A 23,041-nucleotide genomic window follows, 5' to 3' on the forward strand; every position below is an offset into this window, starting at 1 on the left:
CGTTGCCTACAATAGCATTTCTACGATTCGTATTATTTTAAATTGCCTTTGCTATATTAGAACGGTTCTCTAGATTCTGTACCTCTAATTTGCTTATATTACTAAAAATTTTACCTATATATACCTTAGAATTTTATGTATAGTCTTGATTATCTTACATTTGCGTAACTCTTGTTATCACTATTGTATGAAGAAAATGTTGGTCTACGCTGTATAAGATCTGTGTATTCTCTAGGGGTTACTGGTTCATTATCTATTTCTTCTAGCGTATTATCTATCTTAGCTCCTGCTACATGATAAACTTTACCATTTTTAATACTGTAATGTGAGGTATAAAAATCCTTACTTTTATCCGGATGGTGATCAACACTAATAATAGTGGTATTGGGTAATTCGTCATTAATAATTCTTTGTATATTTTTAACAGAATTTTCGTCAAGCCCAACAAACACTTCATCAAGCAGTAATAAATCTGGTTTTTGTAAAATAGCAGAAACTAGCTTAAGTTTCTTTTTTTGCCCACCACTGAGTTCTGCTCCCCAATTAGTTTTTGTTTCTTCTAAATCAATATCGCGCCCAAAATTTAGGGTTGTTAATAATTTTTGGGCTTGGGTTTTTAATTGTTCTCGTTTTACGTTATGGGTAGGAGCTTTATTAGGTAAACATAAAACATCAATGATATTGCTATGAGCTGGAAAATAATCATCTTGCGTTAGCATAATTCTTTTTTGATTCGGTTGAGAAATTATCCCTTTCGCATTAATTCCATCATGAATTATACCATTAATTTTGGCTATTAAAGATGATTTTCCGCTGCCTGAAGGACCAGAAAAGACATATCTTTCTTGGGTCTTAAAAACCATATTATTAATAGTAAAAAAATTTCTATCTGTTGTAGATAATGATAAATTATTTAAAGCTAAGTACTTTCCTCTGTTATATTCTATTTTTTGAGGGGAATTTAAAATTTCTTTTTCTTTATTTAAAAATGTTTTTAATCTATCTAATCGTGGTTCTAGATTTCTAATTTGGGCTTGATTGTCATCTGGCCAGGAGAATAATTCGTCTATATCATTAAAATAAGAATATCCTGTATAAATTTCATCACTTTGAATTGCGCCAGTAAATACCTTATAACCCATAATTACATATTTAAATATACTATTAGCATAAGAAGTTGAAGATAACCAAATGTTATTAACCGAAGTTATTATACTTAATTTCATTTCTAAAGTATCCAATTTATCTAATAAATTTTTATGTTTTTCTGCAACAGCGCTTTGTGCATTGGCAGTAAAAATTGGTTTAACGTTAGAAAAGTCATGGGATATGGTGGTATTTTTTTTGGCATTTTCCATAGTATATTGATTACTGTAGGATGTAGTTAAATTTGTAATAAATGATGAAACGAATTGTTTAGCTCCCGAAAAAACAAAAGATACAAGTAATAAATCAGGTAATTTTATTCCTAAAATATTAATATTATTTGATAATCTATATAAAGGCATAAATGATAGAGCAGCTTTTTGAAAACTATTTGTAGCACTTCTAACTAAACTTAACCCTTCTTTTGCTATTATGTCTACATCTTCTGGTAAATTTCTGACTATTTCTGCGGTTTCTTCAGAATTACTTAATTTAATACCAACCTGATTTTCATTGAAAACTTTTTCATTAAAAAGCTGTTTAAGTTTTTTTGCCATTCTAGTATTATAAATTGTTTCATATGTAGAAACTATTAAGCTTATGCTTATATATTTTAAGATAGGGTATAAAATATCAATAGCTTGCTCTTTAAAATTTTCAAAGTCCTCTTCTTTTACATTTTCTTGGCCTAGCGAATTAAAAACATAGTTATCTAACTTACCAAAACCTTTCATTATATCCTTCTGAATAGTATATAAAATATAATTTGAGGCTGAAGATATAATCATTCGTAATACAAGATGCTTTAAAAATGTGCCAGATTTATCCACGTTTTTAATAACATCATACATTTTCCTACCTATAGTAATAGGAGGCCATGATATATAATTATAGATTTTATTAGTGATTGAAGAGATAGGCATTTTTTAATCTATTATCCTAGTTTCATTTATTGTATATTTTTTTTATAATTTCAAAAAAGTTATTACTATATTTTTAACAATATATTTATTACGAATTAGTTATATAATAATTTTTTTAAAGGAAGTAAAGAAAAAACGTAAAGATATTTATTATATTATAGAGATTAAAAATGAAGGTAAAATTTATAATTAATTAGGCTGAGTTTAGGTAGGTAAAGGATTAAGAATAACTTTATTTTTGCTTCTAAGTATACTACAAATCCATACTGTACATAGTGGTATAGTAACGCCTATTATAAGTTTTGCTATAAGTAAATTACTCACTTGACTGTATTCTCCTCTTTCAATTATAAAAAATTTATTTAAATATTTGCCAATCAGTGTACTACTTGATAAAGCTAAGTTTAGCCAGCAAGCTGCTATAGCAAACCAAGTGGGTTTATTGTATTTTGGTGCATAAAGTGTTGATAATGCAAGAATAGGTACCATAATAATAGCAGTGAAGGGGCCATCTATAAAGGTATCAACTACGGCAATAGTTTTAGCGCCAAATCCAAAGTGTCTTAAAGTCCAGTTATGTAATCCGTATGACATGCCAATATATGGCAAAAATAGAATTGCATTAATTAAGACTAAAACTACTATTATTATGCTAATATCTTTCTTTAGTAAATATCCTGAGAGGAGCCAAGTTCCTATTAATCCTAATAAAAAACTAATTTGTCGTAAAACTCCAAAAAATATAGGATCAAATTTTAATTCATCAATCATCCACCATTCAATACCTACTCCTGTCTGGGGATCAATTCTAGCAGCAAATAACATTATTCCAATTAAAGTAATTTCTCTAAACGTTTGATTATCTTGATGAGTGCAAATAATTTTAAACAAAAATATTATGAGTATTAAATTGAAACAAAACACTATTTCCTGATTATAAGGTATTTTTAACATACCAAAGAATAAGCTTATAACTACTATTATAATGCCTATTATAGAAATTTTGAAATTAAATATGCCTTCGCTTTGAATGATATTTTTATTTAAAAAACAAGATGAGGTAACACTTATTATAGGTAAAAGCAAAGTTAGCCATGTAATATCGGAGTAATTATAATTACTTGCTATATAGCCTCCAATAATTGTAGCTAGTAATATAGCAAACATTAAGCTGATTCTACCTAACATTTGTATAATACCTATTTCGTATTTTTTCTCTTCAAAAGAAGCATTATGATTAACTAGTTCAGCACATAAAGTATCTGCTACTAAATCCTGTATCATAAAACCAGTGGAAACTAATATTCCGCTTAATAATAATTGATGATATACAGAACCTAAGTATGTTAGGTCATAATCGTTGGCTAAAGCAATGAGTATGCTAGAGCCCAGCAAATTACAGAATGCTCCGATATATATGTATGATTGTCTTCTATTACCCATTATTGATATATTATCAATAATTTGAGAAAATAAAATTTTTACAGTCCAGGGGGAACTTACCCAAAATGATAGCTCTACAAGTTCTATTGCAGAAATAGATAACTTATCTTTAACCCAAAACATTTGGGCGATACTAGTAAAGCTTGAAAAGCCATAACAGAAATAAAGAATTATTATAGGTAAATAACGTAACTGAAAAGCTCTAATGGGAAGCAGAATATTTTCTTTTATTGTATCTAACATAGATTATTATTAGTTTTAAGTTCTGGATATAATCTTAAAATTTGAATTGAAGAGGTAGCGGCTTATATTGGTTTCTACTTTCCTAACATATGTTTCTTATCCAAATTCATTGACCTGTTAATAATAAAATGACATATTAAATTAAGACTTGCAATGAAAAATTTTAATATATTTACTTCGTTGGTATCAATAAGAATTTAAAATCCCTTTATGCCCTTTAATTAATATAATATGTTTTAATTGTTATTCTTCTTTTATCACTTCTATTACACCTAAAACACAAACTTTAAGGCAAATATCTTTAGGTTGTGAGATAGTTGTTTCGGAGTCAAAATTTAAGGTGGTAGAAATTAAGGAGAACAAAAATGATTAAGTATCAAAAATTTGACTCATATATGTATGAGAAGCTGAAAGATCCAGAAGAAGCAAAATCATTTTTGGAACTTGCTATCGAAGAATATGAAAATGATGGAGATACAAAAGCTTTCTTGCATACTCTTAGATTGGTAGCAGAAGCTCAAGGCGGGATTAGTAAGTTAGCTACTCAAAGTAAGTTAAATAGGCAAATTTATATAAGATTTTTTCTGGTAAAACTACCCCTAAATTTGATACAGCACTGTCTATCATAAAGGGGCTTGGTTTTAGAATTTCTATTGAATCAGAGCAAGTTAATTATATGGAACATACAGAAAGATAGAAAATTCCTCTTGACGGGTGAAAAATGCCCTATTCTAAAACTTTGTAAAAGTAATAAATCTAATTTAGTACCGTGGAACTTATGTAAAGGGTCAAATAGAATAGAAAAAGATATAATGTTAATGAGAGAAGATCATCAATTATTTAATGGAATTACCATATCAACTCAAATAGGAGGAGTAAAAGAATTGGTAGGATGGGCTTCTGATGAAAGAAAGTATGATATTTCTAAAGTGGTAATAGAAAATTTAGATACGTTTTATAAATGCATATTAAAATTGAGAAAAGCTGCATTTAATTCGAATCCAGTAAAATTTGATGTTAAGTTAATAAATCCAACAATTACTACTACTGTTAACTAAAAACATTTTTATAAATTTTTCTATACCAAATAATAGGAGCTATTTCTGATAATTTTACTTCGTTGATGAAGACAGGAAACACTGTAGTAGCAGGATTCAAAGTACAAATATTATATATGCCATCTTTATTAGTAGATTGAATAGACCTAACAAGTAAAATATCATCATGGGTTCTTATAATACAATGTTTATTATGTAGTTTAATATTTATCATTGAGTCATCTAAAGGAATTCCTGCCACATAATCTCCGATTTTATAAAAGGGCTCCATACCATCATCCGTGATTACCATTATAATGGCCTTAGGATGAAGGCTTTTAAAACATTCCTTTTCTTTGAATAAGGACATTTCATCTTCTATATTAATTTTTTGTTGTAAATCAATGTCATCAAAAAGCTCATGAATCATATTACTAACAATATTTTGAACGCTTGGAGGATGACCAACTCCATATAATAGCCATTCTATTGAGCAATAAAAGCCATCTGATAATAAAGCTTCACATATCCTTCGAGCTCCTTTTTTAGTAAGAGGTGTTCTTCCCAATTCCCATGACTGTAAGGTATTAATACTAATATTATATCTTAGGCAGAAATCTTTTTTATTGACAAAACCTGCTAGAATTCGAGCTTGCTTTATTCGGTTTCCACATTCTTTATAATTAATGTTGTAATTTTTATTCATGTTGTTTGCGTCTAACCATTTTTTTATTATTAATGTATGAAGAAATTACTAAATATAAAGTAATTACTGAAATAATATATAAAGCTTGAGCATAATTGAAAGATATTTTATTTAGATATTTTGAGATTATTATAGAAACAGTAGCTACTATTGAATTTCCTAAATTAAGGCTAAATGAAATTCCTGTACACCTTTCGCTTGGAGCATATAAATTGAAAATATAAGAATAAATGCAGGAACATACTGAAGCTGCCATAATGCTAAATAGAGCTAAACTTGATAAGGTGAGATATATAGATTTAGAAGATATACAATAAAAAACAGGTAATACTAGGATAATAATCCAATAACAAGCTCTTTTAAATAATACTTTATAAGTAATTTTATCACAAATATACCCCATTATTATTAATGACATAATAAAGAAGAAAGAACAAAATAAGCTATAAGACATTGCTAAATGAGAAGAAAGTAATAATATTTTTTGAAAAAAAATATTAAAATACCCAGTAATTGTATAAGACATAACACAAGTAACGGTACTAACAGAAGTTGCTAATATAACATTTTTATAGTTATACCGAAGAAGATTCTTAATTGGTAGTTTTTCTATGAGCTTATCCTTTTGTAAGCTTAGAAATATAGGAGTTTCTTGTACTTTAAGCCGCAAGTATAATCCTACTACAGCTACAAATCCTCCTAAAATAAAAGGGATTCTCCATGATAAACTGGAATTAGGAAATAATTTTTGTGATGGTAACCTATAATTAAAGCTAAAAAAGTACCGAAAGCAGCAGTTGCAACTGTGATACCACACTCCTTTCTTGTGATTACTCAGATGTTCAATAATGAATATAGCAGCATTTGGGACTTCTCCTCCTATAGATAGTCCTTGGATTATCCTAATTAAACAAAATATTCCGGTAGCATATATTCCCCAAACAGAATTATCGGGCAATACTCCAAGTAAAGCAGTACTAATTCCAGTAGCAAACAAAGAAATAATTAGAGAAGTTTTTCTACCGTACTTATCTCCAATATATCCAAATAAAAGTCCTCCAAAAAACCTAAAGGCTATTCCTAAAATGTAAATATTAAAAGTAATCAAGGTATAATGTTCAGCAATTGAAGATGGAAAAAAAACTGGGTATTAAGATAGTTACGAAAACTGAGAATATAGCAAAATCGTAATATTTTAAGCTATTACCAATTAATCCTGATATAATAACAAACTTGTTATTATTTAAACTCATAGTTGCTCCAAATGAATAGAAATAATAAATCATTGTAAACTACTTTACTAATAATATAATCATAAAAGATATAATTTTAAATATAAAATATAAAAATAGGGACAAAAAATAAATGAAAAATGTAATTATACTTACAGGTGCTAGTAGAGGAATAGGGAGAGAAATTGCTTTAGAACTCTCTAAATTTTACTGCAATTTAGCATTGGTTGGAAGAGATAAACAGTCATTAGAAGAAACAGCGAATTTATGCTCTCAAGCTAATAGCTCTAATAAAAATATGGTAATTGCAATAGATCTGGCTAAGCAAACAGATATAGAAATAATGGTAGATCAAGTTATCAAAGAATATGGTAGCATAACTACCCTAATAAATAACCATGGAATACATTATCGTAACTTTATCAAAGATTTGGCTCATGATGATTATGGTATGGAAAAAATGATCGATATTAATTTGCGCTCTCCTATCACCATTACGAGACTAGTTTTACCTTATATTATTCAAAATAGTTCTAATAAAGCTAATAAAAATGCCATAATTTATATATCTTCGTTAGTAGCTCGCAACCCTGTTGCAATGAGCGCAGCTTATACTGCTAGCAAAAGTGGATTATTAGGATTTGCTCATGCCTTATATGATGAGGTAAAGTCATATGGCATAAAAGTTTCAACAATTTGCCCAGGGTATGTAAATACATTTCAATATGATAGAGATGAGAGATTAAAACTTAATCCGGAAAATATGATATTACCTGCTGATGTAGCCCAAGCAGTAAATTTTGTTATACTTTTTCCTGGTAGCAGTTGTCCAGTGGAAATACAAATTAGACCGCAATATTCTCCATTCTTATAAATCTTATATTAGAGTTCAATTATAATAGATAAGGGTACTGTCTTCTTCGGATATCCTTATTTATTGGTTTCATAAATAAGATTTATGGTGTCTCTATATCAAGTCTTTCTTTATTTTAATAATAAAATACGTGAAAACTGTTTTTTTTTAGAAAAAAATACATTTTGGATAGAACAGCAAGATTCTAAAATAGGGGGATTCATTAAGTTACTTGATCATACGTTAGTAAGATGTGAGCAGATTAATAACAATATCAAGATCTATCTATTAGAATTGACAGAAAATTATAACATTTTAAGACGTAATTTCTTTAGGGTTACAGCTTTGTATAATCATACGGCATCTGAAAGACAGTATAAGTATGTTTCGTTATTACTAGCAAAACTCACTTCAGAGCTCGAAAATATTATAGGTAAGCATGATGAATTTTTAAAAGAGCAATTATTAATAATAGAATTAAAAATTAACACTGATAGGGAGAATTTAATGAAAGGAAATAGTTATGAATGAGTAGCACTTTGAAAGTTATTCTCTCATTGAATTGTTAAAATTTCTAGCTGACTCAAATGTTTTAAATTATTTAAATATAGTCAAAGTTATACTGAAAAAGGAATGGATTATTATGAAACATTACGCTGAAAGAGTGGTATGGAACCTTGAGAAAAAGGCTAAAGCATTAGGCTTTGAATTAGTAAAAACGAACTGAAAGTAAATATTGTTTCTTAGGAGATAAAGAAAATCTCCTCTAGTTCAGTTTATTAGTGTATGTGCTGCAGATTTCCATGGTTTTAAGAGGAAAAATTTAATCTATTTAGGAAGAAAGTACAGCTGTAAATTTTAACTTTTATTTCGCAAATGTTAATTCTTATTAAATATTAAACTTGTCTTTTAAATTTAAATTTATATAATAAAAATTAAAATTTTCTATTTATATATAAAATTCTTAATATTTTGTAGAAGAAATTAAAAAATGAAAAATAACATATATAAAATTCTTGGGATAAGTAAGGATACTCCGCCTGAAGAAATTTCCAAACAATATAAAAAACAATTATTATTTATGCACCCTGATAAAGGAGGGGATTTAGAAAAATTTAAAGAATTTCAACGTGCATATGAGGACTGGAAATTTTCTCCTGAACTTGTTCAAGAGTAGGAAAATGATCTAGATGTTAAAGATCAACCAATTAATGCTGAACGTATTGATACTAATAGGATTCCATATTCAGAACAACTTAAAACAAAACGCCATAATCTTGTTGAAAAATATAAGCAAAATCAATTAACAAAAATTAATACCACTCTATTATTTTCTAAAATTACCTTAGACTTATATAACGGTAAAGAAAGTCTTTTCGCTTTTATTCATGATGAAACTATTTTAGGTCAAAATGTTATACTGTTTAAGCCTTTAAATTCTAAAATAAACGTACAAGATATAATAAAAATTTTTATTTGTTTTTTACAAGGAGAGTATTACGGAAGTAATTTAGTAAGACTTCTAAAATATTTTGAATCAGGAATTAAAAAACTACAAGATAACAAGTCATACTATCCTGAAATAGCTTTATATGAAGGAATATATGATATTATGGATATGGCAGAAAAGAATTCTATAAATTCAGATAGCCTTCTAATTTCCATCAAAAAGATCACTGATTATACCAAAACTTCAGACCACGCAATAGTTCTTCTGACTGATCTTCTAGAAAATAAGTATTTTCGTCATCTTTTTGCCTATTCACTAAATTTATACTGGCAAGAATTTAATTCTATCCAAAGAGATCGTAAAGTATTTGATGGCCAAGAAGAAACCAAAAGAATGTTAAATCACTTTAAAGCCAAAGTATCAAAAAACGCTCCTACAGAATTAGGAAGGCTTATTCGCTATATGAATCTTTTATATAAAACAGAAAAAACTTTAAACGAAAAAGAGGCAACTAGTTCTGCAACTAGCTATAGAGAATCAGCCTATATGTTAGCTGACTTAACTATGGCACTCATAGATAGATCGAGCCGACAGATTACGGTCAATACATTACTTCAAGCTGGAATATATTTCCAAAGAGCAGCAAATGCTAAAGATATCCCTCCCGAAGAACAAATGGCAGATGAACAACTGGCACTTGAGATGTATTTAACAGCTATTTATATTAGCAGCTATACTACTCCGAATGTTGAACTTTATACACTTATCCAGTCACTTAAAGCAATTGCTTCATTTAAGTTCAAAAATGAATCATTAAGTGAAATGATACCTCATCTACAAGCCAAATGCTTAAAAATTGCCGATATATATCCTTTATTTGAATTACCACAGTCAAATATTTCTTTCTTTCAAGATGGTACAGACTCTCTTATTTTGATGAGGAAGTTCTTACACCATAAAATAAAGGATATTCAAGAAAAGTCATTCAATAGTGAGAAATTTATATTATATATAGAGAACGAAAAATTACTAAAGTTAAAAACATTATTTGAAGATTTATTAAACTATAGACCGGATTTAGTAGCATTAATAGGATTGATAGAAGATTATGAAGAGATCATAAAAAATAAACCTGATTTTCTTGAAGCAAATCCTGCATTAAAAGAATTTCTCTTGATCAACCTTTACAATATAGGAATTGATCAACCCAAAATATCACAAAATAAAAATTTAACAGAATTGATAGAATATATAAAATCTGACCTCATAGAGTATGAGCAGATAGTAAAAAACAGACAAGATATCCTTAAAGAACAACCTACACTAAAAGAATCTTTGTTGAGCAAATTTCACAATATAGGGATTAATAAACCTAAATTATTACCAAATAAAAATTTAATAGGGCTAGTAGAATATATAAAATCTGAGAAAGTAAGTGAACTTGAGACAATTAATGACTTAATATCAGCTTTGAAAATACTGCAAAAAACCCATATGGCACATAAAGTATACACCAATAGAGATCTCACTGCTAAAGAAAAACTACTTCAGATGGATAAAAAAGCTTTTAAGTCGTATAAAAAAACTCTGAAATTGGACAAAAAAGATTCAGGAACTGAAATAGAAAGATTTTTTAAAAAAGAATCTTTAAGCGGACATACTCATATTGTTATGCTATATCAAGCATATGAAGCTTCACTAAAAGGCTGGTATGAAGAAGAGCATAACCCTATACAAGAGCAAATTCTGCGCTTAGATCTCATGCAAGAATTACTGGCAAAAGATAATTGGACTTTTGCAGATCTTGATAAAAATATTGATAGCCCCTGGATAATGGTAGACCAAGATTCTGAAGGATGGATGAAACCAAATGCATCCCTGCCTCTTATAGAAGATCCAAGAGTTAAAAAATATAGTAGCTTAGAAGGAGTAGAAATCAACCATACAACAGGAGAAATAAATTTTCAACTTAAGGAATGGAAAACATCTGATCCTTTATATGAGAAGCTATTTACTATTCATGATTTAAATGAAATGCTAGAGAGAAAGATAAGCTATATTTCTTTCAGTTTGGATCCTGCTGATCCTGATATGCGATATCATCCCTTTAATGAAGTGTATTTTAAGCCACATTCATTATATCAAACCCAATTTTTACATACTTCTTTAATGGCGGATTATATCCTCAAATTTTTAACAATGGGACAGGAAGTACAAGGTAGATATCCCTACCAGATTCGTTCAATCGAGCAACTAATAGGGCATATGCCTGAGGAATTAAAGAATATCATATATGATTTTAATAAAGCTAAGAATTCTAAGAATTCTAATTCTATTCATCGTTTTTGGATTGAAGCAGAAGAAATACCAACTGCCATAGGAACTCAAGATAAATCAGATGATATCCAAAGAATATCGCTTGATCACGTTAGAATGGTTGTAAAAAAACATAAGATGGTCTTAGATAAAGAAGGTAATCTAGTTGATCAAGATGAAAAGGAAGAGGGCTGGCAGCATTATGTTGTAACCAATTTAGAAGAAGCAAAGAAATTAAAGCTTAATTTACCTAGTTTAATTTATGTTCAAAATGAAAGAAAGATTTATTCATTTGAAAATGATGAAATGAATTTATTATCTTTAAGTAAAGAATTAACTGATGATTTCTTGAGTGGTATCAACAAATTTCCATTAGATAAAAATCAGAAAGTAAAAGTATAGTAAATTAAGTTGATAAAGACATGATATATGATATATTAAAAAGCTCATAAACCCAAAACAGTAGAAGCAATGGCATATTCCTTAGATTTACGTAAAAAAGTAATTCACTATGTTAATAAAGGTTATACCAGAGAAGAAGCTGCAAGAATTTTTGGCATAGGTGAAAGAACAATTTATAGATGGTTATCGAGATCGAAATCCGGGAATTTAGCAGCCACACGAGCAGCTAAGCCATGGAAGAAGCTTGATCCAATCAAATTATTAAACGAGGTGTCTAAAAACAGCAATTGGCTATTATCTGATTTTGCAAAGGTTTTTAATGTGTCTACAGCTGCTATCTGTTTGGCATTCAAGACTTTGGGGATCACACGAAAAAAAAGACCACACTCTATCGTGAACGGGATGAAGCAAAACGGCAATTATTTTTGGCAGCTATCGCAAACTATAAAGCGGAAGATATAGTTTATATTGATGAGAGTGGAATTGATAGCTATTTGTACTATTCTTGGGGATACAGTCTCAGAGGAAGTAAAGTTTATGGTGATATCTCAGGTAAAAAACATGATCGAGAAAGCTTTATTGCAGGTAAGGTTGGGAAGAAAATTATTGCGCCAATGTGTTTCAAGGGCACATGTAATACAGAAGTTTTTAACGAGTGGGTTAGTCAGTGTTTGGTGCCCGAACTAAGATTTGGTCAAGTTGTAATACTTGATAATGCAACGTTCCATAAGTCAGCTAGAACTAGGAATTTAATAGAAGATATAGGCTGTAAACTTTTATTCTTACCACCTTACTCTCCTGATCTCAACCCAATTGAAAAATATTGGGCTCATTTAAAAGCTAAAATCAAACCTATCATTACTAATTTTAATAACCTTAGCGATGCTATTGATTATGGCTTCTCTATGCTATTCTCAACTTAATTGACTATAGATTATAATGCGCAAATATTATGGGCAATAACCGTTGATTTAGCTAGAGCTGCTAAAATTGATCATCATTTCTCACCCGAATATATGTTTGCTTCATTATTCACTCTCCACTACGATAGATTTGCTGAATATTTGCCGGTGTTTGGCCAATTAAGAGAATTTAGTAAAATATGTGCAGCAATAAACATACTTGGGAATGTAAGAAAAGGAAATAAAGAATCTATACTTAAATTAAAAGAAGCATTAGTTGATTCGAGAAAACAAACTCAAAATTTCATCAGTAGATTAGAAGATGTGCTGTATGGGAGAAAGAAAAGTGATATAATTCTTAATGAAGAACAAGAGCAAGAAGTTGTAAGATGGCAGAATTTATTATCCAAGGTAACGTATACAGGATGAAGTATATGACTCTCTAAACAAGATACGGGATAAAATGGGATCTTTGTACTTTAGAACTGACTCACCTGAAGTAGAAAAGCATTATCAGGAATGGTATAAAGAAACAAAAAATAAGATTATTAGCGAACGAGGCTGGATTTTCTGGTGGCGCTTTCCAAGTAATGAGTGGAATGAGATAACTACCAAAATTAGGGTAGATATAGCAACTCAGCTCTCAGAAAGTAAAAGAAAAGGGTGGTTTAATGCATTATATGAAGCATATTCACCTGACTTAGGTTTTGGAGTTTTCACTTTAATCAAAGATTTTCTTTATGGTGATATGTCAGGACTGCTAAAAGAACTTGCAAATAATAATTATCGAAATATCAAAGAGCAATTTTTAGAACAGATTGAAGAAATAAAACATGCTCAAACAAAAATAGAAAAGCAAATTAAAGAAAAGATTTTAGAATTAACACAACTTGAACAGGAATTTCTTCAGGTAGGGTATGGAAGAGAGAAGAAATACGCGCCTGATTTAAGCAGAGTATGTTTAAAGGTTCCAGCGAATGTGAGGCATGATGAAGAGAGGCTTGCGTATGGAGGAGTATTGATACTGCCAAGAATCAAAGCAGTGGAGAAAACGGATCCAAGATATAGCCAAATGATGAATAATGCCTTTGGTAAAAATACGCAAACAACTAGTAGTGTAGAACTAGCAAGAGTTCGAGCAGCAAATAGCAGAGAGGGGAGTGTTAGCGGAGAGAATAATCCAGCTTTTTTCCAAAGAAAACAAGCGGCAGATAGAGCAAGAGATTGGGAGAGAAGGAAAGCTGAAGAGCAGGTTCAAGCACAAAGAGATGCGCAAGCTAAGAAAGAATCAGCAGGCCATGATGGAAACAAGAATAAGTACAGCTTTAGTGGATTAAATAATAGAGCATCAAGCGAAGCTTCAGGAAGGTTTGGAGGAAGCTCTAGAGGAGGAGGTAGTAATTGGTATGGTACTGCAGGAAGCTCTAAAGCAGGAGGTAGCGCTAATTCTAGTAAAGGAAGAAGCTCCGGGGGAGGGAATAGCAGCGGTAGTGGCTCTGATAATGAAGAAAACGGAGGTAGAAGCTCTCCCCCGGCTACATCGTTTGGTGGATGGTATAAAAAAGCAGAGAAAAAAACTTACCCCCTGCGAGAGGAAGAAAGAGCTAGCTTTGTCCAGAAAAAAGAGGTACCATCAACGCAAGAATCAGCGAAAGGGCCATCTAAAACTGAGAAATATGAATATACTCAAACAAGTAGGTTAAAAGCTGAACAATTACCACGCGAGGGAAAAGTAAGGTTTATTCCTCGTGATGATTGGAATCCTAATGATCCCGATAGAGGTCCTAATGGTAAAGGATTTAAAGATAAATATGGTAATATATGGGTTTCAGGGCCATCTCGTACCAAAGGACAAAAATTTGAATGGGATGTTCAATTATCAGATAAAGGTAGGCAAATGTTTGGCTGGGCCTCACGAGATGGAAAACATATAAATGTTTCGCTAGATGGAAAAATAACACATAGATAAGGTATAGAAATGGAAGAAATAAATAAAGAACCAAATAAGTTTAAAAAATGGGAAATTGTAAAAGTAAAAAAATGTCCAGTAAATGTTTTAGATGGACGTCTAGGTTTTATAACTAATATACGCCAATTTTACTGGAATGGAATATGGGAATATAGCATATTATTTGATGGCTTTGATGCTGTACAAGAAAAATTAGAGGAAGACCTTGAATCAACAGGAGAATTTTTATCTCAAGAAGAAATAGATGAAAGACTCAGAATAATATCAAGAAAGAGTAAATTTGATTTTAATGAAATTATTGAAATAATGAATCATCGAAAACCACAATATATTGGTAAGAAAGGTTATATAGATGGTATGAGCCAAAATTATAATACTGGAGAATGGAAATATGGAATTTCTTTTTTGGAACCTATAAACGATAATTATGGAATAAGTAGTCTTAAAGAAGAAGATCTAGTCTCGACGGGAGAGTTCATCCCCAAAGAAAAAACCGACAGTGGAATGTCAATAAAAGTAACCACCCAAGGTGAAGTGACTGAAATCAATATTAAAGACCCAAAAACTTGGGAAGAAAGCATTGCCGCCCCTGATCGTGCTGCAGGCTGGAAAGATGATAATACAGTAGAAGACGAATAAAGTAAGTTTAAACTGATAATTCCTGTTGTAATTGCCGGAGATCATTCTTTTACGTATTCGGTAGTTAAGGCCATAAAAGAGAAAGAACAAAATCAAGAATTATGTCTCGTACAGTTTGATAGTCATCTTGATATGCATTTAAATGGTGAATTTATAGAAGGTAAACCTAAAAAATTAAGTAAAATTAGTCATGCAAATTTTGTTTCATGGTTAATTCAAGATGTTCCTCGATTAGAAATATATCATCTTGATGTACATGCCTATCAAACTGCTTCTCATCCAGATCAAGCAGAAGAAGTAATTTCCTATTTGAATAATACCACTAAATTAATTACAGACTATGAGTTACATGTTTTGTCTGAAGATGAAATTTTTGCTAAATTACCGAAAAATAAAAAGATCTATTTATCTATAGACGTGGATGTTTTGCAAACAGCCCTGATGCCTAGTACTGGTTTCCCTGTTGCTACAGGGATAAGTTTATCCAAATTTTGGATTATGCTAAATTATATTTTAAATAATAATATCATACGAGGAGTAGATATTATGGAATATAAAGAAGAGGATAGCAATAAAATGAGACTTGCAACTTCACAACTTATAATTACAATGATTAACTTTATTTTGGAAAAAATTGCTAATCAGATTTAAGACTATTTTACACCTTTTAATAAAGGAGTAGATAAATTATTACTACATATTATATCGGTAGAAGATAATATTTGAACTTTCTCATTAATAATTAGTCTCATATCAAAAGGTATGGATATACCAGTATAACCAGGTTCTTGTGCAATTTGTTGAATATTTTCAGGTAAATGTAAACCAAAATGTAGGTGTCGTTTTCCAGCATTTCCTGAAACACCTTCAATACCTATTTTATCTGCTATTTTAACATAAGATTTATCTTTGATAGTTATATATGAAAGATGGGCATATATAGTTAAATATCCATCTGGATGTAAGATTCTAACATGATTTCCATAACCGTTACCACATCCATCTAGATTATAAACTATTATAATCATTCTTCCGAAATTCGCATTTATCGTACACATAAGCTGTCCCTTCATGAGCAGAACGGATTATACCAGCTTCTTTATTCGGAGGGGTTAAGAAATCTATTGCATATAATATATTATCATGCGAATGGCTCCCTTCTAAATTAGCATTTCCTTGAGAACAATAAGTTTCATGCTCTGGATCTAAAGGATATTGCAAAAGAATATAGGGTTTTTTGACAGTAGGAATATGTCTTGTTTCAGATAAATTTTCTGGATTACGAGATAATATTTTTTTGTTTTTGTTAAAAGAAATCATTTCTGTTTTAGTGCATGATCCTAAGAAAAAATAAAACAAATAATAGATTCAAACATTTCATTTAGATAATCATTTTCTAGAAATAACTCTCAAAAATTTATTTGTCAATGGTCACTTATTGGTCACTTTATGTAATAACAATATTAGTATTAATTCCTATAACCCCTGTATTTTATGGTGCACCCTGAGCGATTCGAACGCCCGACCTTTTGATTCGTAGTCAAATGCTCTATCCAGCTGAGCTAAGGGTGCGTATACTTCATTCAGTGAGAAAGTAAACGAATATAAAATAATGAGAGATACTATGGTTCAAATTATAGGATGTCAAGTATAGATCTTGTTTTTATATTAAAATTATTATAGCATTCTCCAAAATCATATATTCAATATATATTGAATCATTAAAAAATTTATTACATTTTTATTAATATGAAAATTTCTCAAAGTAATATTATCGAATTTATAAATAATATACCTTCACATATCAAGGCATTTTTAGTTTATGGTCCAGATGGAGGATTGGTTACTGAGCGTGTAAACAGTATAATATCAAAATTTTTAAATAAAAATTTTCAAAATAGCTTATCTTTTTTTGAATTTAACTATGATAAATTGAAAGATAATTTAGAAGAATTCATTAGTATTTTGTATTCTCGTAGTTTAACTGGAGAAAAAAAAGTAATAAAAATATATGATGTACGCTCTTCTATGATTACTACGCTTCAAGAAATATTATTAAAATATGAAGGGCAAAATATAGTTGTGTTTGCATCTGGTGATTTGCCTCCTGGTTCTACGGTACGCAAATTTTTTGAAAATGGTAAATCTGTAGCCGCTATAGCCTGTTATCATGATGAGCAAAAAACTATTAAAAATATTATTATATATAAGTTAAAATCATATGGATTTTCCTATGATAATGATGCGTTGTTATTTTTAGAATCTCATATTTCTGGGGATAGGGTTTTGATATTAAATGCTATAGAAAAGTTAATAACCTATAAGGGTAATGATAAACATATTAAGCTACAGGATGTATTAGAATCTACCGTGGATCAATTATCTACCTCTTTGGATGCATTATGTTATAGTGTTGCTGATTTTAATTATGAGAATACAAATGATATATTGCAGCAATTATTGGCCGAAAATATTCAAGTGATTACTATTATTAGATCGTTATCTAGATATTTTATAAGATTATACCAGGTAAAATGTGAGGAAGAAAAAGGAATAGTGGCTACTGAAGCGATAAAAATTTTAGAACCGCCTTTATTTTTTAAAAATGTACATATTTTCTTGCAACATATTAAAAAGTGGACTAGTAGTATGCTTATTCAGATAATAGAAGAATTATGTATACTTGAAGCAAATAGCAAAAAGACAGGAGCGTCTGTACAAATGATGTTGGATGGTTTTATTTTAAAAAAATCTTCACGGGTATAAGGTATATTTATGAAGACACTGTATAGTATTATAATAGGGATGGTAGTTTATATGGGATCTGCATTAGCTAGTGATAATAAATTACCAGAAGGGTTTATATATCTTGATCAAGTCGATCCTTCAATAAAATGTTCATTACGTTATTATAGTGAGGATAATTTTTTGGGACGGGTAGTAAAAGGTTATAATGGTAGTAGGGTGATTCTATCTAAAGAAGCAGCTTATGCGCTGCATAAAATACAAAATGAGTTAAAAAAGGAAAATTTATCTTTATTGATTTATGATTCATATAGACCTCAACAAGCTGTAAATGATTTTATAGCTTGGAGCGAAGAGATTGAAAATAGCAATAGTAATAAAAAATGGTTCTATCCTAATCTGGATAAGGTGAATTTATTTAGTGCAGGTTATATAGCAAAAAAATCTGGACATTCAAGAGGTAGTACTGTTGATTTAACTATTATTAGCCAAAATCAAGAAGTAAAAGAGCCTAAATATTATTATATAAAATTACCAAATGGGCAGGAAATACCATTTATTGATGATGGTAGTATCAATATGGGCAGTTCATTTGATTTACTCGATGAGGTCAGTCATACAGAATATAATAATTTGTCTGAATCAGCAAAAATTAATAGAAAGTTTTTAAAAGATATTATGTTGAAATATGGTTTTGAGAATTATTATAAAGAATGGTGGCACTTTACTCTGAAAGATGACCATTTAAAGATAGTTACTTTGATTTTCCTGTGCGTTAATAAAATAGCATAAGATATATAGTAGTATAGTGCGTTTTCCTATTACTTTATCATTATATATAAGCAAAATCTTCTTAGTACGGTTAGCTATAGTGTTATCTGTAGTATCTGTTATTATAATATTTTCTTCTATATTTGAGTTTATGCGTGTTTCGTATGGTAAAGAAATACCCTTTAGAGTTATTTTAAAATTGGCATTTTTAAAATATCCCTACCTTATACAAAGAACTGTACCTTTTATTATTTTGTTTGCTAGTACATTTACATTTTTGTATGTTGCTCGTACTGCTGAACTTGTGGTAATGAAAGCAACTGGAATATCGATATGGCAGTTTCTAGCTCCTATACTAAGTATTACTTTGTTGATAGGTATATTAATGACGGTGGTTTTTAGCTATGTTTCTTCTAGCTTGCTTAGCAAGCATGAAAAAATTACACAAAAATATTTACGTGATGTGCCACAAACATTACTTGTATCTAAATCTGGTTTATGGCTGAGAGAAAATAATAAACAAAATAATATTATTATTTATGCTAAATACTATACTTATCAAGAAGAAATGTCGTTACATGATATAAAATTTTTTATATTATCTCATCAAAATGTATTTGAAAAACGTATAGATGCTGTAATGGCTAAATTACAGCCTGGGTATTGGCAATTAAATGATGTCAGAATTAGGCAAGAAAATCGTCCTGCAGAGTATTATAATATGCTTGAATTTCCAACAAAGCTTGTAAAAGAACAGTTACAGGATAGCTTTGCTACACCAGAAATGATACCGTTTATAGAACTCCCATATTTTATAAATATGTTAAAAGAGGCAGGTTTTTCAGCCATAAAATATTCTTTATACTACTATAGATTATTGCTTCAACCTATCTTTATGTGTACAATGGTGCTGATGGCAGCTTCATTTGCGTTGCCCTTACCTAGGAAACAAAAGGTTAGTCCAATTATTGCTTTAGGTTTAATTATAGGTTTTATAGTATATTTTGTAGTAGACTTAGTAGCTGTACTTGGATTATCAGGGAAAATTCCTTTAATACTAGCGGCATCTTCTCCAATCATTATATCTATGCTTATTACTACGGCAGTTGTATTACATTTGGAAGATGGTTAATGTATTATTATAAGTTGAATTTTAAAAAATTTAATTATGTGTTGTTGGTTTTTATAACCATATTGGTTATGGCTTTCCGGAGTGTTACGTATGCTTTATCATCTCCTATATCTCAGGGTGAAGAAATATTGCTTAAAGCTAATGATATAAGTTATGATAATCAAGGTGTGGTAGTAGCTAGTGGGAATGTTGAAGTAAATCAATTAAAAAATGTATTACTTGCTGATCAGATAATATATAATAGCAAATCAGGTGAAGTTAAGGCATTTGGTAATGTAAGCTTTATGCGTGATAATGGTGATATAATATTTGCAGAAGAATTAATAGTGCAAGATGATATGACTAAGGGTATAGCTTCTTATTTTAGTGCAAGGCTGCAAGATAATGCTTTATTAATTGCCAAAGAAGCAAAAATTTTAGGTAAAAATTTGTATCAATTGGAAAAAGCTGCATATACAGCATGTACTATTTGTAATAATAAAGCACCTCAATGGCAAATTAAGGCTGATGCAGTAGAATTAAATCAAGAGGAATCACGTGTGAGATATAAGAATGCTTTTTTTGAAGTATATGGAGTGCCAGTACTTTATACACCTTATTTTGCTCATGCTTCAGCTAATGCTCCACGTAAAAGTGGATTTATGGTTCCTAAACTTGGTTATATTTCTTCTATTGGTAGGACAGTAATGGTTCCGTATTATTTTAATATAGCACCAGATAAAGAAGCTATATTATCGCCTATTTTTACTACCCAATCAGGAATAGTATTATCTGGTAAGTATAATCAATTGACAAAATACGGATTGCTTAGCTTTGATGGAAGTATTACAAAAGCTGATAGCGATAATGTTATCATTAATCAAAAAGCAAAAAAAGTTTGGAGGCATCATATTAATGGTAATGGGTATTTCCATTTTTCTGATCATGTCACTGGGGGGGCACAATTACATAGAGCATCTGATAAAAACTATCTAAGAAAATATAAATTTGGTGACCAAGATTATTTAACTACAACTGTGTTTGGAGAATATTATAATGATTATAGTTTGCATAATATAAGAACATTACATTTTCAAGGATTATCACCTTCTGCAAATGCATCATATACACCTTCGATTGTTCCATTAGTAAATTCACATTTTGAAACTGAGGCTTACTCTAATAATTCTATCTTTTTCTTAGATAGTAATGTATTATCTTTAACACGTAAAATAGGAATGCATAGTAAGAGAATATCTTTAAATGGCGGGTGGAAAATGCCATATATTACTAAGCGTGGTCATGTACTAGAAATGAGTGGCAGTATTAGAGAAGATATATATAATATAAGTCATGCGTTCAATTCTGTTCATAATAATTATAATAAAACACGTTTTATTCCTGAGGCTAAATTAATGTGGAAATTACCATTAATAAATCAATTAAATAATTATCAAATATTATTAGAGCCAAAAATAGAAGCTATCTTGGCTCCTAATGGTAAAAATAGTTCCAAAATTCCTAATGAAGATAGTCATAATTTAGAGTTAACTGATATGAATTTATTTAATAGTAACCATTTTACTGGATTAGATCGCGTTGAATATGGTCCAAGAATAAATTATGGGATCAATACCCTAATATTAGGTCCTAAAAATACGAATTTTGAACTCTTTTTAGGCCAGAATTATCATAAAAAAATAGATAGTATGGTTAATTCTAGTAGTGGAATGATAACGAATTTTTCTGACTATGTAGCAAAAATAGGTATGAAATTAAACAATGTTTTTGATATAAATTATAGAACAAAGGTAAATTCACAAGATTTATCCATACGTCGTCACGAAATTGGAACTAATTTTTATTTATCAAGAATGGATATTAACATAAATTATATTACTTCAGATAAAAAGATGTTGATAGATAAACAGCAAAGTAATAAACAGATTTTTGTTAATGCGAATTTGATACTCAATCCAAGATGGAAAATAGGTGGAAATATACGAAGAAATTTAAATAAAAAGAATAGCAAAACTATAGCAACACAAGGTCAAATTTTGTACAATGGTGATTGTATAGATATGTCATATAGTGTGACACGTGATTTTACTCAGGATCAAGCTATAAATAGAAAAAAATCTATTAGTCATTTTATCAATGTTTCATTAAAAAGTTTAACAAATTAGAAGGTAGTATGTTTAGAATTACATTAATATTAATATTTTTGGTTTGTATGCCAGTATATGCATATGAACCTGGAAAGATTGTTGCAATTGTTGGAAAAGAAATTATTACTTCTCAAGATTTACAAGATAGAATGATAGTAGTAAAAGATACATTAGCAGCAGAACATGCTAATATAAATATGCATTTTCTAGAACAACAAGTATTACAATCCTTGATTGACGATAAAATCTTTATATACGAGGCAAAGAGGCTAAAATTAGATGTTACTGATGAAGATATGAAGTTTGCGCTTCAGATGATTGAAGAACGTAATAATTTGCCTAAGGAAGGTTTTGTTAATTATCTTAAAAGTCGTCATATACCTAAAGCTTCTGTGCTGGAACAAATCAAAGCCCAAATTGCTTGGAGTAAGATTTTAAATTATGTTGTACGTCCTAGAATTAATATTAGTGAAAAGGAAGTAGATGAGGTGCTATCACATATATTACCTGAAAATGCAGAAATTACATTTCGCCAAATTACCATACCTATTAATGGCCTAAACAGAGAAGCTATAGATAAAAATATGTTACTGCTCAATGAGTTACGAGCGAAAATTAGAAATTGCGAAGAGGCTGTAAATGTTGCAAAAAAGAAAAATTTATCAGCACAGCTTATGTCAGTGCCAATTAATCAGCTACATGAAGAATTACGTAATATGATTATGGTTACTCCCCGTGGTACAGCAAGTAAAGTAATTAAAACTGACGATATATTAAGCTTAATTATCACATGTCAGAGAGATTATACTGGGGTTGCAAAAAAGGAAAGAGAAGAGATACGTGATACTCTTATTCAAAAGAAATTATCCTTGCAAGCTACTCATTATTTGCATGAATTAAGGAAAAAGGCCTTTATTGAAATACGTATGTAGTAATATTAAGAATTCACCGATTTTGTAAATTAAGTTGCAATATGTACAGTATC

General features: G+C 29.8%; 23 protein-coding genes and 1 tRNA gene. 17 read left to right on the forward strand and 7 right to left on the reverse strand.

Translation table 11 applies throughout. The annotated features are described in order from the left end of the window. Positions 1 to 149: 149 nt before the first annotated feature. Both ssuB and NOVO_05435 read right to left on the reverse strand, forming a co-directional pair. Positions 150 to 2,069: an ABC-type transport system, permease and ATPase components gene (gene ssuB, locus NOVO_05430; GenBank protein AIL65455.1), complete on the reverse strand. Its 1,920-nt coding sequence runs from the start codon at positions 2,067 to 2,069 to the stop codon at positions 150 to 152. A 204-nt stretch (positions 2,070 to 2,273) separates the two neighbouring features. Next, complete coding sequence (locus tag NOVO_05435; GenBank protein AIL65456.1) at positions 2,274 to 3,755, reverse strand: hypothetical protein; 1,482 nt, start codon at positions 3,753 to 3,755, stop codon at positions 2,274 to 2,276. A gap of 365 nt (positions 3,756 to 4,120) precedes the next feature. Here NOVO_05435 and NOVO_05440 point away from each other — a divergent pair, with 365 nt between their 5' ends. After that, positions 4,121 to 4,384, forward strand: a complete 264-nt coding sequence (locus NOVO_05440; GenBank protein AIL65457.1) for a putative transcriptional regulator — start codon at positions 4,121 to 4,123, stop codon at positions 4,382 to 4,384. Between the two features lie 78 nt (positions 4,385 to 4,462). Next, on the forward strand, positions 4,463 to 4,813 hold the full coding sequence (locus NOVO_05445; GenBank protein AIL65458.1) for a hypothetical protein: 351 nt from the start codon (positions 4,463 to 4,465) through the stop codon (positions 4,811 to 4,813). Here the strand turns inward: NOVO_05445 and NOVO_05450 are convergent. Both NOVO_05450 and proP_3 read right to left on the reverse strand, forming a co-directional pair. After that, positions 4,806 to 5,498: a hypothetical protein gene (locus NOVO_05450; protein AIL65459.1), complete on the reverse strand. Its 693-nt coding sequence runs from the start codon at positions 5,496 to 5,498 to the stop codon at positions 4,806 to 4,808. The two genes, NOVO_05445 and NOVO_05450, sit on opposite strands and share 8 nt — an antisense overlap. Next, positions 5,491 to 6,606, reverse strand: coding sequence for a Proline/betaine transporter (gene proP_3 / locus NOVO_05455; GenBank protein AIL65460.1), 1,116 nt, complete (start codon positions 6,604 to 6,606; stop codon positions 5,491 to 5,493). Before proP_3 ends, NOVO_05450 begins: the two co-directional genes overlap by 8 nt. 257 nt (positions 6,607 to 6,863) lie before the next feature. Here proP_3 and NOVO_05460 point away from each other — a divergent pair, with 257 nt between their 5' ends. The 10 genes from NOVO_05460 (at position 6,864) to NOVO_05505 (ending at position 15,912) form a co-directional block, all read left to right on the forward strand. Continuing rightward, complete coding sequence (locus NOVO_05460) at positions 6,864 to 7,604, forward strand: putative oxidoreductase (protein ID AIL65461.1); 741 nt, start codon at positions 6,864 to 6,866, stop codon at positions 7,602 to 7,604. An 84-nt stretch (positions 7,605 to 7,688) separates the two neighbouring features. After that, entirely contained in the window at positions 7,689 to 8,114 is a 426-nt protein-coding gene (locus NOVO_05465; protein ID AIL65462.1) for a hypothetical protein, read from the forward strand. Between the two features lie 460 nt (positions 8,115 to 8,574). After that, positions 8,575 to 8,760, forward strand: a complete 186-nt coding sequence (locus NOVO_05470) for a DnaJ domain protein (GenBank protein ID AIL65463.1) — start codon at positions 8,575 to 8,577, stop codon at positions 8,758 to 8,760. A 435-nt stretch (positions 8,761 to 9,195) separates the two neighbouring features. Then, positions 9,196 to 11,751: a hypothetical protein gene (locus NOVO_05475; GenBank protein AIL65464.1), complete on the forward strand. Its 2,556-nt coding sequence runs from the start codon at positions 9,196 to 9,198 to the stop codon at positions 11,749 to 11,751. A 69-nt stretch (positions 11,752 to 11,820) separates the two neighbouring features. Next, entirely contained in the window at positions 11,821 to 12,213 is a 393-nt protein-coding gene (locus NOVO_05480; protein ID AIL65465.1) for a Transposase, read from the forward strand. A gap of 152 nt (positions 12,214 to 12,365) precedes the next feature. Further along, positions 12,366 to 12,674, forward strand: coding sequence for a hypothetical protein (locus NOVO_05485; GenBank protein AIL65466.1), 309 nt, complete (start codon positions 12,366 to 12,368; stop codon positions 12,672 to 12,674). Continuing rightward, positions 12,675 to 13,082: a hypothetical protein gene (locus tag NOVO_05490; protein ID AIL65467.1), complete on the forward strand. Its 408-nt coding sequence runs from the start codon at positions 12,675 to 12,677 to the stop codon at positions 13,080 to 13,082. Between the two features lie 34 nt (positions 13,083 to 13,116). Next, a complete protein-coding gene (locus NOVO_05495) occupies positions 13,117 to 14,622 on the forward strand; it encodes a hypothetical protein (GenBank protein AIL65468.1) in 1,506 nt (501 codons plus the stop codon). Positions 14,623 to 14,631: 9 nt separating this feature from the next. Next, positions 14,632 to 15,261, forward strand: coding sequence for a hypothetical protein (locus NOVO_05500; GenBank protein ID AIL65469.1), 630 nt, complete (start codon positions 14,632 to 14,634; stop codon positions 15,259 to 15,261). 132 nt (positions 15,262 to 15,393) lie between these two features. After that, entirely contained in the window at positions 15,394 to 15,912 is a 519-nt protein-coding gene (locus NOVO_05505) for a formimidoylglutamase (protein ID AIL65470.1), read from the forward strand. Between the two features lie 2 nt (positions 15,913 to 15,914). On the opposite strand, the gene NOVO_05510 is transcribed toward NOVO_05505, so the two are convergent. The 3 genes from NOVO_05510 to NOVO_05520 all read right to left on the reverse strand — a co-directional run bounded on the left by NOVO_05510 (position 15,915) and on the right by NOVO_05520 (position 16,833). Further along, complete coding sequence (locus NOVO_05510) at positions 15,915 to 16,319, reverse strand: Peptidase family M23 (GenBank protein AIL65471.1); 405 nt, start codon at positions 16,317 to 16,319, stop codon at positions 15,915 to 15,917. Continuing rightward, positions 16,270 to 16,581 (reverse strand): hypothetical protein, encoded by a 312-nt coding sequence (locus tag NOVO_05515; GenBank protein AIL65472.1) that lies wholly within the window; start codon positions 16,579 to 16,581, stop codon positions 16,270 to 16,272. Before NOVO_05515 ends, NOVO_05510 begins: the two co-directional genes overlap by 50 nt. Positions 16,582 to 16,756: 175 nt before the next feature. Further along, positions 16,757 to 16,833 (reverse strand) — tRNA-Arg (locus NOVO_05520). A 177-nt stretch (positions 16,834 to 17,010) separates the two neighbouring features. Here NOVO_05520 and NOVO_05525 point away from each other — a divergent pair. The 5 genes from NOVO_05525 to surA are packed head-to-tail and all read left to right on the forward strand — an operon-like array spanning position 17,011 to position 22,988. Then, positions 17,011 to 18,027, forward strand: a complete 1,017-nt coding sequence (locus tag NOVO_05525) for a DNA polymerase III subunit delta (GenBank protein ID AIL65473.1) — start codon at positions 17,011 to 17,013, stop codon at positions 18,025 to 18,027. 9 nt (positions 18,028 to 18,036) lie between these two features. Next, the gene (gene vanX, locus NOVO_05530; protein AIL65474.1) at positions 18,037 to 18,798 is read left to right on the forward strand and encodes a D-alanyl-D-alanine dipeptidase; all 762 of its coding nucleotides are present in this window, start codon (positions 18,037 to 18,039) and stop codon (positions 18,796 to 18,798) included. A gap of 16 nt (positions 18,799 to 18,814) precedes the next feature. Further along, complete coding sequence (lptG, locus tag NOVO_05535) at positions 18,815 to 19,909, forward strand: Lipopolysaccharide export system permease protein lptG (protein AIL65475.1); 1,095 nt, start codon at positions 18,815 to 18,817, stop codon at positions 19,907 to 19,909. After that, positions 19,909 to 22,074 carry an LPS-assembly protein LptD precursor gene (gene lptD / locus NOVO_05540; protein ID AIL65476.1) on the forward strand — a complete coding sequence of 722 codons (2,166 nt, stop codon included), beginning with the start codon at positions 19,909 to 19,911 and terminating at the stop codon, positions 22,072 to 22,074. The genes lptG and lptD overlap by 1 nt, the downstream gene beginning before the upstream one ends. An 8-nt stretch (positions 22,075 to 22,082) precedes the next feature. Continuing rightward, entirely contained in the window at positions 22,083 to 22,988 is a 906-nt protein-coding gene (gene surA / locus NOVO_05545; protein ID AIL65477.1) for a Peptidyl-prolyl cis-trans isomerase surA, read from the forward strand. Positions 22,989 to 23,041 lie beyond the last annotated feature (53 nt).

Source organism: Rickettsiales bacterium Ac37b (assembly GCA_000746585.2).
Classification (GTDB): Bacteria; Pseudomonadota; Alphaproteobacteria; order Rickettsiales; family Arcanibacteraceae; genus Ac37b.